The organism is Falsigemmobacter intermedius (assembly GCF_004054105.1).
GTDB lineage: Bacteria > Pseudomonadota > Alphaproteobacteria > Rhodobacterales > Rhodobacteraceae > Wagnerdoeblera > Wagnerdoeblera intermedia.
The window spans coordinates 17,246-33,068 of the sequence record NZ_SBLC01000007.1; the positions used below are offsets into that span (position 1 = coordinate 17,246).

General features: G+C 62.2%; 16 protein-coding genes. 3 read left to right on the forward strand and 13 right to left on the reverse strand.

Annotation, left to right across the window (positions count from 1 at the left end; genetic code table 11):
* Positions 1 to 57 precede the first annotated feature (57 nt).
* Positions 58 to 1,326 carry a glycerate kinase type-2 family protein gene (locus EP867_RS06365; RefSeq protein WP_128487372.1) on the reverse strand — a complete coding sequence of 423 codons (1,269 nt, stop codon included), beginning with the start codon at positions 1,324 to 1,326 and terminating at the stop codon, positions 58 to 60.
* A gap of 61 nt (positions 1,327 to 1,387) precedes the next feature.
* Here EP867_RS06365 and EP867_RS06370 point away from each other — a divergent pair, with 61 nt between their 5' ends.
* On the forward strand, positions 1,388 to 2,353 hold the full coding sequence (locus EP867_RS06370) for a CorA family divalent cation transporter (protein WP_164888782.1): 966 nt from the start codon (positions 1,388 to 1,390) through the stop codon (positions 2,351 to 2,353).
* On the opposite strand, the gene EP867_RS06375 is transcribed toward EP867_RS06370, so the two are convergent.
* The 8 genes from EP867_RS06375 to rlmJ all read right to left on the reverse strand — a co-directional run bounded on the left by EP867_RS06375 (position 2,350) and on the right by rlmJ (position 8,814).
* Positions 2,350 to 3,696 carry a glutamine synthetase family protein gene (locus EP867_RS06375; protein WP_128487374.1) on the reverse strand — a complete coding sequence of 449 codons (1,347 nt, stop codon included), beginning with the start codon at positions 3,694 to 3,696 and terminating at the stop codon, positions 2,350 to 2,352. The two genes, EP867_RS06370 and EP867_RS06375, sit on opposite strands and share 4 nt — an antisense overlap.
* Positions 3,693 to 4,544 carry an ABC transporter permease gene (locus EP867_RS06380; protein WP_128487375.1) on the reverse strand — a complete coding sequence of 284 codons (852 nt, stop codon included), beginning with the start codon at positions 4,542 to 4,544 and terminating at the stop codon, positions 3,693 to 3,695. The genes EP867_RS06375 and EP867_RS06380 overlap by 4 nt, the downstream gene beginning before the upstream one ends.
* The gene (locus tag EP867_RS06385; RefSeq protein WP_128487376.1) at positions 4,544 to 5,425 is read right to left on the reverse strand and encodes an ABC transporter permease; all 882 of its coding nucleotides are present in this window, start codon (positions 5,423 to 5,425) and stop codon (positions 4,544 to 4,546) included. Before EP867_RS06385 ends, EP867_RS06380 begins: the two co-directional genes overlap by 1 nt.
* Before the next feature lie 137 nt (positions 5,426 to 5,562).
* Positions 5,563 to 6,285: a transporter substrate-binding domain-containing protein gene (locus EP867_RS06390; RefSeq protein WP_128487377.1), complete on the reverse strand. Its 723-nt coding sequence runs from the start codon at positions 6,283 to 6,285 to the stop codon at positions 5,563 to 5,565.
* 40 nt (positions 6,286 to 6,325) lie between these two features.
* A complete protein-coding gene (locus EP867_RS06395; protein WP_380049826.1) occupies positions 6,326 to 7,099 on the reverse strand; it encodes an ABC transporter ATP-binding protein in 774 nt (257 codons plus the stop codon).
* A gap of 141 nt (positions 7,100 to 7,240) precedes the next feature.
* Positions 7,241 to 7,684, reverse strand: coding sequence for a tellurite resistance TerB family protein (locus tag EP867_RS06400; protein WP_128487379.1), 444 nt, complete (start codon positions 7,682 to 7,684; stop codon positions 7,241 to 7,243).
* A 30-nt stretch (positions 7,685 to 7,714) separates the two neighbouring features.
* Positions 7,715 to 8,008: a DUF1330 domain-containing protein gene (locus EP867_RS06405; RefSeq protein WP_128487380.1), complete on the reverse strand. Its 294-nt coding sequence runs from the start codon at positions 8,006 to 8,008 to the stop codon at positions 7,715 to 7,717.
* On the reverse strand, positions 8,005 to 8,814 hold the full coding sequence (rlmJ, locus tag EP867_RS06410) for a 23S rRNA (adenine(2030)-N(6))-methyltransferase RlmJ (protein WP_128487381.1): 810 nt from the start codon (positions 8,812 to 8,814) through the stop codon (positions 8,005 to 8,007). The genes EP867_RS06405 and rlmJ overlap by 4 nt, the downstream gene beginning before the upstream one ends.
* A 63-nt stretch (positions 8,815 to 8,877) precedes the next feature.
* Between rlmJ and EP867_RS06415 the strand changes: the two genes are divergently transcribed.
* On the forward strand, positions 8,878 to 9,486 hold the full coding sequence (locus tag EP867_RS06415) for a TetR family transcriptional regulator C-terminal domain-containing protein (RefSeq protein ID WP_128487382.1): 609 nt from the start codon (positions 8,878 to 8,880) through the stop codon (positions 9,484 to 9,486).
* On the opposite strand, the gene EP867_RS06420 is transcribed toward EP867_RS06415, so the two are convergent.
* The 3 genes from EP867_RS06420 to EP867_RS06430 form a co-directional block, all read right to left on the reverse strand.
* Positions 9,487 to 10,467 carry an LLM class flavin-dependent oxidoreductase gene (locus EP867_RS06420; protein WP_128487383.1) on the reverse strand — a complete coding sequence of 327 codons (981 nt, stop codon included), beginning with the start codon at positions 10,465 to 10,467 and terminating at the stop codon, positions 9,487 to 9,489.
* Positions 10,464 to 12,485 carry a M3 family metallopeptidase gene (locus EP867_RS06425; RefSeq protein ID WP_128487384.1) on the reverse strand — a complete coding sequence of 674 codons (2,022 nt, stop codon included), beginning with the start codon at positions 12,483 to 12,485 and terminating at the stop codon, positions 10,464 to 10,466. The genes EP867_RS06420 and EP867_RS06425 overlap by 4 nt, the downstream gene beginning before the upstream one ends.
* A 222-nt stretch (positions 12,486 to 12,707) precedes the next feature.
* Complete coding sequence (locus EP867_RS06430; protein WP_128487385.1) at positions 12,708 to 14,291, reverse strand: lysine--tRNA ligase; 1,584 nt, start codon at positions 14,289 to 14,291, stop codon at positions 12,708 to 12,710.
* A gap of 116 nt (positions 14,292 to 14,407) precedes the next feature.
* On the opposite strand from EP867_RS06430, the gene EP867_RS06435 reads away from it, so the two are divergent.
* Positions 14,408 to 14,830, forward strand: coding sequence for a tellurite resistance TerB family protein (locus EP867_RS06435; RefSeq protein WP_128487386.1), 423 nt, complete (start codon positions 14,408 to 14,410; stop codon positions 14,828 to 14,830).
* Between the two features lie 115 nt (positions 14,831 to 14,945).
* Here EP867_RS06435 and EP867_RS06440 read toward each other — a convergent pair whose 3' ends face one another.
* Complete coding sequence (locus EP867_RS06440; RefSeq protein ID WP_128487387.1) at positions 14,946 to 15,767, reverse strand: LOG family protein; 822 nt, start codon at positions 15,765 to 15,767, stop codon at positions 14,946 to 14,948.
* Between the last annotated feature and the right edge of the window lie 56 nt (positions 15,768 to 15,823).

The window sequence follows — 15,823 nt, forward strand, 5'->3', positions numbered from 1 at the left end:
TGATGCTGCGACTCACCTTATGGTTGTGTAGCTGTCTATCACGGGGGGCGTTCTGTGTCAGGTTTCGCTTCGGATCAGGATGGCGCGAAAATCATTCACGTTGGTTCCGGTCGGCCCCGGCGAGAAAAGATCACCCAGCGCATCAAAGGCGCCCCAGGCATCATTGCGGCTCAGATAACTGCGGGCAGGCTGCGCCCGGGCGCGCAGCCGCGCGGCAGTCTCCCCATCTGCAAAAGCCCCGGCATTGGCCTCTGAGCCGTCGATCCCATCAGTATCGGCCGCCAGAGCTGCCAGCGGCAGCCCCTCAGACGCCGCCGCGAAGGCCAGCAGAAATTCAGTATTGCGTCCGCCGCGTCCCGCTCCGCGCAGCGTGACGGTGGTTTCCCCACCCGAGAGCAGCACCACCGGCGGCACGAAGGGCCGGTCGCGCAGGGCCACCTCCCGCGCAAGGGCGGCATGGACCTGCCCCACATCCCGCGCCTCGCCCTCCATGGCGTCTGACAGGATAACCGCCGGAACACCCAGAGCTTCCGCCTCGCGGGCCGCGGCTTCCAGAGACAGGCGTGCGGAAGCGATCACCCGCACCTCATGACGGGCAAAAACCGGATCAGACGGCTGAGGCGCGGGGTCCCCCCCGCCCCGCAGCCAGTTCGCCACGCGCGGCGGCAGATCGATCCGCCAGTCAGCCGCCAGCTGCAACGCCTCGGAGAGGCTGCCCGGATCCGGCACCGTTGGCCCCGAAGCCACCTGCGCCGGGTCATCACCGGGGACGTCAGAGACCACCAGCGAGACCACCCGGGCGGGATGCGCGGCCATGGCCAGCCGTCCGCCTTTGATGCGTGAGACCTGACGGCGCAGAGCGTTCATCACCGAAATCGGTGCACCCGAGGCCAGCAGGGCGCGGTTGAGATCTGCCTCATCCTGCAGGGTCAGCCCCTCCGGTGGCGCAGGCAGCAGCGCCGAGCCGCCGCCACAGATCAGCGCCACCACCAGATCGTCGGGCCCCAGCCCCTGCACCGCCTGCAAAAGCGCCTCTGAAGCCAGAAGACCTGCCTCATCCGGCACGGGATGCGCCGCCTCCATCACGCGGATGCGCGAGGTGGCGCAGCCATAGCCGTAGCGCGTGACCACGACGCCGCTCAGTTCCGCAGGCCAGAGCGCCTCAAAGGCCGCTGCCAGCTGCGCGGCCCCCTTACCTGCCCCGATGACCACGGTCCGTCCCTTTGGCACCTCCGGCAGATGCCCCGGAAGCACCTTTACAGGATCTGCCGCAGCAACTGCGGCGTGATAGAGACGGGCGAGAAAGTTTTTATCTTCAGACTGCATGACGGGCACCTTCCCTGCCAGGATGCGTTTTGCCAATGACTTTTCGATCGGGAGACCCTTTTTGCTCAATCGCTGGACGACGGATAGCGCAAAACTCATCCCGCTGAGTGAGGCCGCACCCCACAGCGCAGCGCTTTGGATCGATCTGTGCCGCCCCGGCCCGATCGAAGAGCAGGAGATGCAAGCTCTTCTGCCGAAGATCCCCGATCAGGGCGAGATGCGCGATCTCGAACTCTCTCACCGTTATTACCGGCTGGGTGAAGCGCTCTATATGACCCTGGTTCTGCCGGGCACCGATCACGCCGGTCAGTCCGGACAGCTGAGCCGTCCCGTCAGCTTTATCCTGACACCGGAGCGGCTGATCACCCTGCGCCATCACGATCCCGCCGCGATCCTGAACCTGCCGCTGCGCACGGACCTGCGGCTGCTGCCGGACCGGCCTGATCTGCTCTTTCTGACCTTTTGCGAAGAGATCATCGGTCAGATGGCGGATCTTCTCGAGCAGACCGGAGACGATCTGGCCATGGCCGCGCAGCAGATCTACGCTCAGGACAGCCGCACCATTCCGGCCCATCTGCATGAAGCGCTGCGCCGCATCGGACGCAAGAATGAAACCCTTGCTCAGGTGCGTGCCGCCCTGATGACACTGACCCGGGCGCTGCGGTTTTTCATGAGCGATCTTGAGGATCAGGGCGTGGTCCCGCCCGAGACCGGGCGCAGCCATGAGGCCCTGCTGCGCGATATTGATGCGCTCGATCTGCACACCGACAGCCTTGATGCCCGGCTGGGGGTGCTGACTGAGATGACCATCGGGCTGATTGGCCTTGGCGACAATAAAGTCGCCAAGGCGCAGTCTATGGTGGCCGCACTCTTCCTGCCGCCAACGCTCATCGCCTCGATCTATGGGATGAACTTTGAGCATCTGCCGGGGCTGTCGCATCCCCATGGCTTCTGGCTCTCGATCGGGGCGATGTTTCTCGCCTCGATCGGAACCTGGATCTTCTTTCGCTGGCGCGGCTGGTTCTAGACCGTGTCGAGATAAAGCTCCGTCTGCTCATCCTCGGTCAGCTCAGCCATATAATGCAGCTCCTGGCGCTTGGTCTGCACATAGTTGCGGATGAGCTCCGCCGGGAAAATCCGCGCCATCTGCGGCGAGTGCTCAAAGGCATCGATAGCTTCGGCCCAGGTGGCGGGCAGACGGCGCAGCCCTTCGATGGCATAGGCATTGCCGGTGACATGAGGGGGCGGCTCGACCCCGTCGATGATGCCATTGAGCGCACCGCCGAGGATCGCCGCCAGCATCAGATAGGGGTTCACATCCCCCCCCGCGACCCGATGCTCAATCCGCCGCGCCGCATGAGAGCCCGAGGGCACCCGCAGCGCCACGGTGCGGTTCTCATAGCCCCAGCAGATCGTCGTGGGCGCATGAGCATCAGGCACGAGGCGCGCATAGCTGTTGGCATGGGGCGCAAAGACGAGGGCCGCGTCATGCATGGCATCCAGCGAGCCTGCGATGGCGTGGCGCATCAGCGCCGTGCCTTCAGGACCGCCATTGTCAAAGACATTGCGGCCCTGCTCATCAATCAGGCTGAAATGGGTGTGCAGACCAGAGCCGGAATATTCCGCATAGGGCTTGGCCATGAAGCTGGCCGCAAAACCGTGACGCCGCGCCAGCCCCTTGACCAGAAGCTTGAAAAGCCAGGCATCATCGGCGGCGCGCAGCGCATCCTCCTGGTGCATCATATTGATTTCAAACTGCCCCAGACCGGTTTCCGAGATCGCCGTATCGGCGGGAATATCCATCGCCTCGCAGGCGTCATAGAGGTCCGTGAAGAAGGTATCAAAAGCGTCGAGCGCGCGGATCGACATGGTTTCCGCCGCCTTGCGCCTTTTGCCCGAGCGTGGTGAGGGCGGCACCTGCAGCTTGCGGCCGCTGTCGTCGATCAGGAAAAACTCAAGCTCGGTGGCAACCACCGGGGTCAGGCCGCGGGCCTTAAATCCTTCAATGACCCGGCGCAAAGCGTGGCGCGGATCGCCCTCATAGGGGCTGCCGTCTTCGCGAAACATCCAGATCGGCAGCAGGGCGGAGGGGTTTTCGAGCCAGGGCATCGGCATGAAGCCCCGCTCGGTGGGACGCAGGATCCCGTCTTCATCGCCCTGGTCGAAAACCAGCGGGCTGTCGTCGATGTCTTCGCCCCAGATGTCGAGGTTCATCACCGACATCGGAAAGCGCGTGCCGTTGCGGATCACATTTTCCGCGAAGCGCGCCGGGATGCGTTTGCCGCGGGCCTGACCGTTCAGGTCTGCCGCGGCGACGCGGATTGTCCTTACGGACGGGTGTTTACGCAGCCAATTCTCTAACTCTTTCATCGAACAATTTGCGGCCGAATGCGGAGTTTCGGCCGCACCTCCCCTGGCAAATGCCTGTTAAGCCGCCGGTTCACCGCCCCGAAAAGAGCGATGATCCCCAGAGTCGCCAGCACAAAATAGGCGGCAATAATCGGATAGGCGACAAAGGGGTTAAACGTCTGCTCCGCAAAGTAGCGGGCATAATAAAGCGCGTCACCGGACTGCTGCCAGGCCGGAAAGCCTGAGAAAAACACCAGCGCGGTGGCGTGGAACAGAAAGATGGCCTCATTGGTATAGCTCGGCCAGGCCAGCCGCAGCATGATGGGCCAGGTGATGCGCTTAAAGCGCTTCCAGCCGTGCATGCCGTAGGCATCCGCCGCCTCGACATCCCCCTTGGGAACCGAGCGCAGCGCGCCGTAGAAAATCTCAGCCGAATAGGCGGTGGTGTTCAGGATCAGCACCAGCAGCGCACCAAGCCAGGCCCGCGTCAGCCAGCGCGTCTCAACCGTCAGCTCCATAAAGCCAAGGTTCAGCGTACCGGTGAGCTTGGGCAGAAGCTGGAACAGCTCATAGGCGAAGAAGAACTGAATAAAGAGCGGCGAGCCGCGGAAGACGAAGATAAAGCCCTTCGCCAGCCCCGCCAGCCAGCCGGTTTCGCGCGACCGCGCCACAGCGACCAGAGTGGCCAGCACGAAGCCGAAGGCCACGGCCATGGCCGCGAAATAGATGTTCCACAGCATGCCCGAGCCGATCAGAACCACCTGATCGCACAGGCTGATATCTGCCCCCTTCGGCAGAAGCTGCGCCCCGAAATCCCGGCCAAGCGCGCGCAGGCCGTAATCGGTCAGGCTTTCCCAACAGCTGCGCATCAGGCACCTGCCCGGCGAAGTGCTTCGCCCGAAGCCGTGGCCTGGCCCGTCGACAGACGGCGCTGCAGACGCGAGAAGACCTTTTCACTGATTGCCGTGAGCACGAGATAGAACACCAGAAGTCCGAGGAAATACCACACGCGCCAGTCCGGATGCGCATAGGCGTAAACAGAGGTCTTTGAGCCGCCAAGCTCGCGGGCCCAATAGACGATGTCCTTAATGCCCAGCAAAAACAGCAGCGGCGTGGCCTTGATGAGGATCATCCACAGGTTCGACAGCCCCGGCAGCGCATAGACCCACATCTGCGGCAGGATCACCCGCCGGAAGGCCTGGGCGCGGTTCATGCCATAGGCTTCAGCCGTCTCAACCTGGGCTTTCGGCACGGCGGCCATGGCACCGTGAAGCGTATTGGCCGCAAAAGCGCCGAAGACCAGCGCAAAGGCCAGCAGCGCCAGGGCAAAGGAATAGGCGTCATGCACAAAGGCGGGCGCAGAAGACTGCGGGATTTTGGCGGCAGGACAGACCACGAAATCGACGCCGCGCCGGACCGGCTCAGACCAGTCAGAGCAGCGGATCTTGTGGTTCAGATATTCCAGCCCCTGATCGACCGCCAGCGGCACAAAGAGGAAAAACACCACATCCGGCACACCCCGGACCATGGAGATATAGCCCTTACCAAAGGTCCGGGTCACCGGATTGAGCGAGCGCGCCATCAGCGCCCCGCCAAAGCCGAAGAGCAGCGCCGCAGGGGCAGCCAGCGCCAGCAGCAACAGCACCGTCAGCACCGACCAATACATCATCAGATGCGTGCCGGAGGTCAGATAGCAGCTCAGCCAGACCAGCCCCTCAAGGCTTTTGGGATCCGAGCAGTATTCAAACATCTCTCACCCCCGGGGTAACAGGCAATACCCCCGCGCCCGGAGGCGGGAGGTCAACATCCGGGAGGGTGTGAGACAAAGAATACATGAGCAAAGTCCGGTCAGCCTTCGGGCGGCTGAGCGCCGCCCGAAGCAGGGGATCAGAAGGTATTGGCTTCGTCGCCAAACCATTTCTTGATGAGAACGTTCAGCGAGCCGTCAGCCTTCATGCTGTCGATCGCCTTGTCGAATTTGCCCTTCAGCTCGTCATCCGATTTGCGAAAGCCGATGCCGATGCCTTCGCCAAGCGGGATATCCTCGCCGACCCAGACCAGTTCGCCGTTGGATTCGTTCACGATCGGCACGAGGAAGTCTTTGTCCGCCAGCGCGGCGTCAGCCTCGCCGTTGCGGACCGCCGCCACGGTCTCATCGGGGGTCGCAAACTCCAGCAGGGTCGCGCCGGTGGTGGCGACATGGCTGGCCTGAATGGTGCCGGTCTGCGCGGCGATGACGCCCTTCAGATCCGCATCCGCGCTCAGCGCGGCAAAGGCCGAAGCCGAAGGCGGGAAGTAAGCTTGGCTGAAATTCAGCACGGCCTTGCGCTCTTCGGTGATCGACATGCCGGCCAGGATGGTGTCGTAGTTGCCGGCGGTCAGGTTCGGGATGATGGAGTCCCAATCCGTGCTGACCCAGGTGCAGGTCAGCTCAGCGCGTTTGCACAGCTCATCGCCAAGCTCGCGCTCAAAGCCGTCAACCTCACCTTTGTCGTTGATCATGTTGTAGGGAGGGTAGGCACCCTCCGTGCCCATGCGCACAGTCTGCTGCGCAAAAGCCGTCGTGGCCGACAGCGCCAGAACGCCGAGTGTCAGTGCAAGTTTTTTCATTCCATCCTCATAATGCTAAACCGCTTCACTCGCGAAACTCTCAGTGACCGGAGGTCGCTGACAGGAACTGCCGCAGCCGGGCTGATTTCGGCGCACCAAAAAGCTCCGCCGGGCTGCCTTCTTCTTCAATCAGACCCTGATGCAGGAAGATGACATGATCCGAGACATCGGCGGCCATCTTCATATCATGGGTCACAATAATCATCGTACGGCCCTCATCGGCGAGGGCTTTGATCACCCGGACAACTTCCTGCTCAAGCTCAGGGTCCAGCGCCGAAGTGGGTTCGTCAAACAAAATCGCTTTCGGCTCCATGCAAAGCGCGCGGGCGATGGCGGCGCGCTGCTGCTGGCCGCCCGAAAGCTGCGCGGGCCAGGCATCCGCCTTATCGGCAATGCCAACCTTGGCCAGATATTCGCGGGCCTTCCCCTCAACCTCAGCCTTGTCGCGGCCAAGCACGGTGACGGGTGCTTCCATGACGTTTTGCAAAATGGTCAGATGCGACCAGAGGTTGAACTGCTGAAACACCATCGACAGACGGGTGCGGATGTCGCGGACCTGCGACTTATCGGCCGGGTGACGCGCCATGCCCTGCCCCTTCCAGCGCACGGGCTGCCCTTCAAAGAGGATCTCGCCCTGCTGGCTGTCCTCCAGAAGGTTACAACAGCGCAGGAGCGTGGATTTCCCCGATCCCGAGGAGCCGATCAGCGAGATCACGTGACCGCGCGGTGCGACCAGATCGACGCCTTTGATCACTTCATTCGCACCATAGGCCTTATGCAGACCACGGATTTCGATCACCGGAGAAGACGTCACGATCTGTCCTGTTAGCAAATGTTTCGCCGATTAAAGGCGGGGGGCGGGCACATTGCAACGCGGTTTCCCGCGTCAACCGGTCAGAATGCCCGGAAACACGGCAGATCGCACAATTTGCCGCAGCCCCGCCACCCTAAAATGTCAGTTTTCTGCGCGCAGCGCCCTCTGCCGGGCAATACCGGAGTCGACATCGGTGACGCCCAGAAGCGACACGACCAAACGCATAAGGCGATCTTCCGAGGCGTCACGCCCGCCATCGGCGAGAGCCACAGACCAGAGGGCTTCAACCAGCGCCAGCCGCTCTTCGGGTGCCACCGCCTCTTTGAGGGCGCGGGTGAAACGCACGGTATCCGGGGCCTCTGCTTCCAGGCCCTCTGCCTCCTGACGAAGGGCGCCGGCACCGCTGCTGCTCAGACCTTCGCGGGACATCATCACGCGGTCGATCCGGGCCTTCTCCGTTTCGGCATATTCCCCGTCCGAGCGCGCAATCCGCACCAGCAGCGCGGCCAGTGCCAGAGTTGCATCTTTATGCCCGACCGGTGCAGGGGCCGGCGCAAGCAGGCGGCGCAGAAATGCAGAGACCATATCCGTCCTTTCTGAGAAAGCCGGGCAGGATCAGCCCGCCCAGCCCTCAATGATAATCAGATCGCCCGTCGAGCAGGGCTCGCGCAGCGATTTGGCATGTTGATATTCGGGGCTGTCATAGCAGGCCCGGGCGGTAGCGAGATCGGGAAACTCAATCACCACCGTGCGCGCGCGGACCTGACCTTCACGCTGCTCAAAGGGGCCGCCACGCACCAGAAATTTCGCCCCGTATTTGGTGAAAGCTTCTGCATTGGCCGCGCGATAGGCCTCATAGGCCTGCGGATCCGTCACATCGACATGGGCAACCCAATAGGCTTTGGTCATCTGCGTTTCCTCCCCGAAACCGGCGCGCTCTGCGCCTTGGCAAATCTCTCTGTGATGCGGGCCGCCTCATCGGCCAGACCCGGCGGCGGGTTCAGCACGAACATGCCCGAGCCCTCCATCCGATGCCCCTCACGCGCGGGCGGAAAGCGCACTTCATGGCGCAGCGCACCGGGGTGTGCCGCCGACAGCGCCGCCAGCATCTCAAGATGCGCGCCCCCCGTCAGCAGCGGATACCAAAGCGCAATGATGCCCTCGGGCCATTTCCGCGCGAAGCCTGCGATCAGACCCGGCAGACGGGTGTAATCCTCCTTCACCTCATAAGAGGGGTCGATCATCATCACCCCGCGCTTCGGCGACGGCGGGCAGATGCGGCTGGCCATCGAGAAGCCATCCTCGCGGTAAACCTCTGCCGCGAAATCCGCCATCACCTCTTCCAGAGCCGCATGCTCTTTGGGGTGCAGTTCCGCCAGCGCCATCCGGTCATGCTGCCCGAGCAGCAGCCCCGCAATCACCGGCGAGCCGGGATAGGCATCCCGCCCGGCCGCCTCCCGCACGATCCGCAGACAGCGCCGCCAGGGATGGTCTTCCGGGAAAGCCCGCTCCAGCTTTTGCACACCGCTGGCGGCTTCGGCGGTTTTCACCGCCTCCCGCGCATTCAGCGCATAAAGCCCGCGCCCCGAGTGCGTCTCAAGATAGCTGAGCGACTTGCCTTCCGAGACAAGCGCATCCAGAAGCCAGGCCAGAAGAGCGTGCTTCTGGACATCTGCGGCATTCCCGGCGTGATAGATATGCTGATAGGATAACATGCCACTGGCTTAGCGCCTGATGGACCGGCAAACAAGCAACGACCGGGTGAGGAAGAAGGCGATATGAGCGAGACACCAATGACGCGGATCCAGCTGGAGAACCGCCGCCGTATCATGGAGGGCGCGCTTGAGGTTTTCTCGGTTGAGGGCTTTCGCGGTGCCACGCTCGATCAGATTTCGGCAGCCTCCGGCCTCTCAAAGCCCAATCTTCTCTATTACTTCCCCTCCAAGGAAGCGATCTACACCCGGCTTCTGACCGATCTGCTGGAAAGCTGGCTGCAGCCTCTGGAGGAGATGAGCCCGGAAGGCGAGCCCCTCGACGAAGTGCTGCGCTATGTGCAGCGCAAACTCGATATGAGCCGAGATATGCCGCGTGAAAGCCGCCTCTTTGCCAATGAGATGCTGCGCGGCGCACCGCAGATCTCAGAGGTGCTGAGCGGGCGCCTGCGCGATCTGGTCGGGGCACGCGCCGCCCTTCTCAGCCACTGGATGGCAGAGGGGCGCCTGAAACAGACGCCCCCCGATCATCTCATCATCTCGATCTGGGCGCTGACCCAGCACTACGCCGATTTCGAGGTCCAGGTCCGGGCCGTCTTAGGCCCCGACCGCGACCCCTACCCGGAAGCTGCAGACTATCTCTCAGCGCTCTTTCGCAACCTTCTCGCCCCCTGATCAGAGGCTCTCCATGACCTCAGCGGTCAGGGTGTAGCTGTATTTGCGCGCCTCATGGTCATAGATCTGGCTGGCGAAGATGATCTCATCAGGCTGCAGCTCTGCCGTCAGCCGCAGGATCTCGGAGCGCACGGTGTCGCGGCTGCCGGTCGCCGAACAGGCCAGCGCCTGATTGACGCCTGCCATGATGCTCTTCGGGATCAGCTCTTCGATGTTATGCACGGGGGGCTGCATCTTTCCCGGGCGTCCCAGCCGCAGGTTGGCAAAGGTCTGCTGCATGGAGCTGCGCAGGAAGCGGGCCTCTTCATCGGTATCGGCCGCAAAAACGCCCATGCCGATCTGCACATAGGGCTGATCGAGCCACTGCGAGGGGCGGAACTGCTCCCGATAGGTCCGCACCGCCTGATGCAGGTAATCGGGCGCAAAATGGCTGGCAAAGCCATAGGGCAGCCCCAGATAGGCCGCAAGCTGCGCCCCGAAGAGCGACGAGCCAAGGATCCAGACCGGGACATGGGTCCCCTCGCCCGGCCAGGCATGCACCACGCCTTCATTGTCATCGCCTAAGTAGCCCAGCAGCTCAACAACGTCTTCCGGGAAACTGTCGGCCGCGCGCGAATAGCGCCGCAAAGCCTGAGCCGTGGCCCCGTCGGTACCCGGCGCACGGCCAAGCCCCAGATCGATGCGCCCGGGATAAAGCGTCTCCAGGGTGCCAAAAGCTTCCGCCACCTGCAAAGGCGCATGGTTGGGCAGCATGATGCCGCCCGCGCCGACCCGGATGCTCTTCGTCTGCCCGGCGACATGGCCGATCACCACCGCCGTCGCAGCAGAGGCGATCCCGGCCATATTGTGATGCTCTGCCAGCCAGAAGCGGGTGTAGCCCAGCGCCTCCGCATGCTGCGCCAGATCAACCGAGTGCTTCAGCGCCTCTGCCGGAGTGCAGTTTTCCGGCACCGGCGCGAGATCAAGAACCGAATATTTCATGACGTAACCTTATCAAGTCCGCGCCCTTTCAAAAGCGCCTCCGGCCCCGGCAGCCGCCCGCGGAAAGCCCTGTAAAGCTCATCCGCCTCCACCGAGCCCCCTTTAGAGAGAATATGCTCATAAAGCGCCGCAGCCATGCCCGGATCAAAAGCCGAGCCCGCCTCTTCAAAGGCTTCAAAGGCATCGGCATCCATGACCTCGGACCACATGTAGCTGTAATAGCCCGCGGCATAGCCGCCACCTGAGAAGACATGACCGAAATGCGGCGTCGCATGGCGCATCACGATCGACCGGGGCATCCCGATGCGTGCCAGAACCTCGGCCTGCCGCGCCATGGGGTCTGCGGGCGGCGCGCCCCGGTGGAAGTCCAGATCGACCAGGGCTGAGGCGAGATATTCCACCGTCGAGAAGCCCTGATCATAGGTCTGCGCCCCCAGCAGCCGCTCACGCAGATCCGCAGGCATCGGCGCCCCGGTCTTATAGTGGCGGGCGTGTTTCTCCAGCACTTCCGGCACCGCCAGCCAATGCTCATAAAGCTGGCTCGGCAGTTCCACAAAGTCCCGCGCCACACTGGTGCCCGAGACAGATTCATAGGTCACATCCGAGAGCATTCCGTGCAGCGCATGACCAAACTCATGGAACAGGGTGCGCGCATCATCCCAGGACAGAAGCGCCGGATTGCCTTTCACGAAGTTGCAGACATTGACGATCACCGGCGACTGCCGGCCGCCGAATTTACGCTGGTTGCGGAAAGCCGACATCCAGGCGCCGGAACGTTTAGAGCTGCGCGCGAAATAATCGCCGATAAAGACAGCAACATGCGCACCACCCTTCGTCACCTCCCAGGCGCGGGCATCGGGGTGGTAAAGCGGCACATCGAGCGGGCGGAACTCCAGCCCGAAGAGACGGTTCGCGCAGTCAAAGGCCGCGGCAATCATAGCCTCCAGCGACAGATAGGGCTTCAAAGCCGCCTCATCGAGATCATGCTCGGCCCGACGACGCTTTTCCGAGTAATAGCGCCAGTCCCATGGCTCCAGCACACCATTGTGGCCATCCGCGTGCAGCATAACCTCAAGCCGCTTCGCATCAGCCTCGGCCTGAGCCTTCGCCGGGGCCCAGACCTGCATCAGCAGCTCTTCAACGGCCTCAGGCTGCTTTGCCATTTCGGTCTCGAGCTTGAAGGCGGCGAAATCCGCATAGCCCAGAAGCTGCGCCCGCTCATGACGCAGAGCCAGAGTTTCAGCAACAATGGCCCGGTTGTCAGTCTCGCCGCCACTTTCTCCGCGCGCCATCCAGGCCCGGAAGGCCCGCTCGCGCAGATCCCGGCGCGGCGAGAACTGCAGGAACGGCACGATGAGCGAGCGAGACAGCGTCATCACAGGCCCCGGACGGCCCCGCGCCGCGCCTTCGTCCCGTGCGGCCGTGACCAGAAACTCCGGCAGCCCCTCCAGATCGGCCTCTGCCAGATCCATAAACCAGCTGCGCTCATCCGCGAGCAGATTCTGCGAAAAAGCCGTGCCAATCACAGCCAGACGACTGTTGATCTCGCGCATACGCGCGGCCTTTACAGCCGAAAGCCCCGCCCCTGCCCGCACGAGCCCGCGACGGTACAGAAGCAAAAGCCGTTCCTGATCTGCGGTCAGATCAAGGCTCCCGCGGCTTTCCCATAAAGTCTCAATTCGTGCGAAAACTTCCGGATTGAGACTGCGCTCCGAACTCCAGGCTGCAAGCTTCGGCGCCAGCTCACGCTGCAAAGCTTCCCGCGCCGGAGTAGCTTCCGCCCCTGCAAGATTATAAAATACCCCGGCAACCCGGTTCAGTTCGCCTTCGGCCAACTCAAGAGCTTCGATCGTGTTGGAAAAACTCGCCGGCTCCGGATTACCGGCAATCTCCGCCAGCCTCGCCCGCGCAGCCTCAAGTGCAGTCTCAAACGCAGGTGTAAAATCCTCGTCGCGGATCACATCGAAAGGCGGCAAAGAAAAGGGCGTGGCCCAGTCGGACAAAAGCACATTGGTCATGGCGGGTTCTCCTTCAGCGCTAAGGTAGGCGCTGGTCGCCGCACATGTAAGTCCCGGATCTGAAACGCTCCGCCTGAGGCACCCCCGGGAGGTTTTGCACCTCCCGGACCCTCCGCAGAGTATTTAAGAAAAGCCAAAGCCGGGAGACCGACTCTGGCTTTGGCTTTTTCCAAATACTCCCGGGCGGGGTCCGGGGAGGGCAGGCAGACCTCCCCGGCGCTCTCAGCCTGCGATGAACTCGCCGTTAAGACCGCGCGCGATGAGAGCGCGGGTCTCCTCAATGCCGTAAAGCGCAATGAAGCCGCCAAAGCGCGGACCTTCAGAGGCGCCAAGCAGCACTTCATAAAGGGCTTTGAACCAGTCGCGCAGGTTTTCAAAGTTGTGCTCTTTGCCGACTGCAAAGGCCATGGTCTGCAGCGCTTCGGCATCAAGACCACCTTCCCAGGCAGCGAGACGCGCGGAGAGATCCTCCATCGCCGCGCGTTCCTGATCGCTCGGAAGGCGGAACTGGCGCTTCGGCGCAACGAAGTCGTTGTAATAGCGCACAGCAAAGCCGGCTGCCTGGTCGAGCTGCGGGTTGGTTTCCGGCGAAGCCTCGGGTGCGTAGCGTCTGATGAAGCCCCAAAGGCCTTTGGCGTCCGCAGCGCCTGCCACCGAAGCGAGGTTCAGCAGCATGGCGAAGGGGACCACCATGTCCGACTGCGGAACATTGCCGCTGTGAATATGCCAGACCGGGTTGTTCACCTGGGCCTCAACGTCCTGCGTATGATAGGCTCGCAGCTGCTGATGGTATTCATCCACCGCCTTCGGAATGACCGACCAGCCCAGACGTTTTGCGGTCTTGGGCTTGAGGAACATGTAATAGCTCAGAGATTCCGTAGAGGCATAGGTCAGCCACTCATCAATCGACAGGCCGTTGCCTTTTGATTTCGAGATCTTCTCGCCGTTCTCATCGAGGAAGAGTTCATAGGTGAAATGCTCGGGCTTTTTGCCGCCGAGGATCTCGCAGATGCGGTCGTAGATCGGCGTATTGGTCGAGTGATCCTTGCCATACATTTCAAAATCGACGCCAAGTGCGGCCCAGCGGGCACCGAAGTCGGGCTTCCACTGCAGCTTCACATTGCCGCCGGTGACCGGGAGGGTCCATTCACGGCCCTCTTCGTCGTCGAAGGTAATCGTCCCGGCTTTGGCATCGACCGATTTCATCGGCACATAAAGCACACGCCCCGTCTCGGGGTGGAGCGGCAGGAAACAGGAATAGCTGGCCGCACGCTCATCGCGCAGCGACTTCAGCATGACGTCCATGATCTCGTCATACTTCTCCACGGCGCGCAGCAGCACGGCATCGAACTGCCCGGATTTGTAAAACTCAGTGGCCGAGTAAAATTCATACTCAAAGCCAAAGGTATCGAGGAAGCGGCGCAGCATCGCGTTGTTGTGGCCGCCGAAGCTGTCATATTCGCCGAAAGGATCGGGCACGGCCGAGAGCGGCTTTTGCACATTGGCCTGCAGCAGTTCCTGGTTCGGCACGTTCTCGGGCACTTTGCGCATGCCGTCCATATCGTCCGAGAAGCAGATCAGCCGCGTCGGGATATCCGAGATTGCCTCAAAGGCGCGGCGGATCATCGTGGTGCGGGCGACCTCACCGAAGGTGCCGATATGGGGCAGGCCCGAGGGACCATAGCCGGTCTCAAAGAGAACATAGCCTTTCTCCGGGGCCTTCTTCTCGTAGCGTTTGAGGATCTTGCGGGCCTCTTCAAAGGGCCAGGCTTTCGATTTCATCGCGGCGTCGCGCAGTGCAGACATCGGCGCATCCTCTCACACTCGTCACCGGACCCCGTGCCCGGCAGGCCACAGCCTCTATTGCCGCGCGGCGCTGTGGTCAATAATCTCTGCCCTGAAGTGGCTCAGGGGACGACAATATGACCACCGATACCGATCGGATGACCGCCCAGGACGCGCTGATTGCCGTGATGACCGCCGTTTCTGTCTCGGATCAGCGGATGCGCACCGCCGAGCTTGTCGCCATTGAGCGCATCGTGATTCACCTGCCGGTTTTCGCAGGCTATGATGTTGAGCGCATCAGACATGTGGCGCAGACAGTACTGGATCTTCTGACCGAAGAGGACGGGCTGGACGCGCTCTTTGGTCTGGTGCGGGGCGCGCTGCCGGAGCGTCTGTTTGAAACGGCCTATGCGCTGGCCTGCGATGTGGCGGCTGCGGACGGGACTTTGCGCGAGATTGAACTCGCCATGCTGGAAGAGATCCGAGATCAGCTGAAGCTGCATCGCCTTCTGGCCGCCGCGATCGAGACAGGTGCCAGGGCGCGTCACCAGCGCGCCTGAACAGACCCAAGCCTTCGGGGGAAGCCCCGGGAGGTTTTGCACCTCCCGGACCCGCCGCAGAGTATTTTAAAAAAGCCAAAGTAGTCCGCCGGTTGTGACGGGCGAGTTGAGGCTTTCAGAGAGGGCGTGGCCAGGTGTCGATCGCGGCAATGGCCTCAGCGGCAGTCTCGACGAAGCGGAAGAGGTGCAGATCTTCCTCTGAGATGGTTCCGGCCTCAGCCAGGGCCTGCCAGTTGATCACCCCTTCCCAGAAAGCGCGCCCGAAGAGGAGGAAGGGGATCCGTTTCATCCGGCCCGTCTGGATCAGAGTCAGTGCTTCGAACATTTCGTCGAGCGTGCCGAAACCGCCTGGAAAGACGCAGATCGCTTTGGCACGCATCAGGAAGTGCATCTTGCGGATCGCGAAATAGTGGAAGTTAAAGCACAGATCCGGCGAGACATAGCTGTTGGGCGCCTGCTCATGGGGAAGCACAATGCTGAGACCGATGGACTGACCACCTGCCTCTGAGGCACCGCGGTTGCCCGCCTCCATGACGCCCGGGCCGCCGCCTGTAACGATCACATTTTCCCGGCCATAGCTTTGCATCGAGCGCTCAGTCATCAGATACGCAAAGCGTCGGGCCTCATCGTAGTACTGCGACAATGCCGCCAGCGCCGGGGTTCGCGCCCCTTCTGTCTGTTCAGGCGCCGGGATGCGGGCGCCGCCAAAGAGTACAATGGTCGATTCAATCCCACGCTCATCCATGATCATCTGCGGCTTGAGGAGTTCAAGCTGCAGCCGCACCGGACGCAACTCCTCCCGGGTGAGAAAGTCCGTATCCGTGAAAGCCAGCCGATAGGCCGGGGCGCGCGTCTGGCTGGTCGGCGGCACCTGGTCGGCGGCGACAACGTCCTGAGCGGAATCGCGGAAGGGGTGGCTGCGGCTGTCGTCATTCATGATAATCGTCCTGATCAAATTATATGCCAGTGATGGCATAATGCCGGGATTAAACC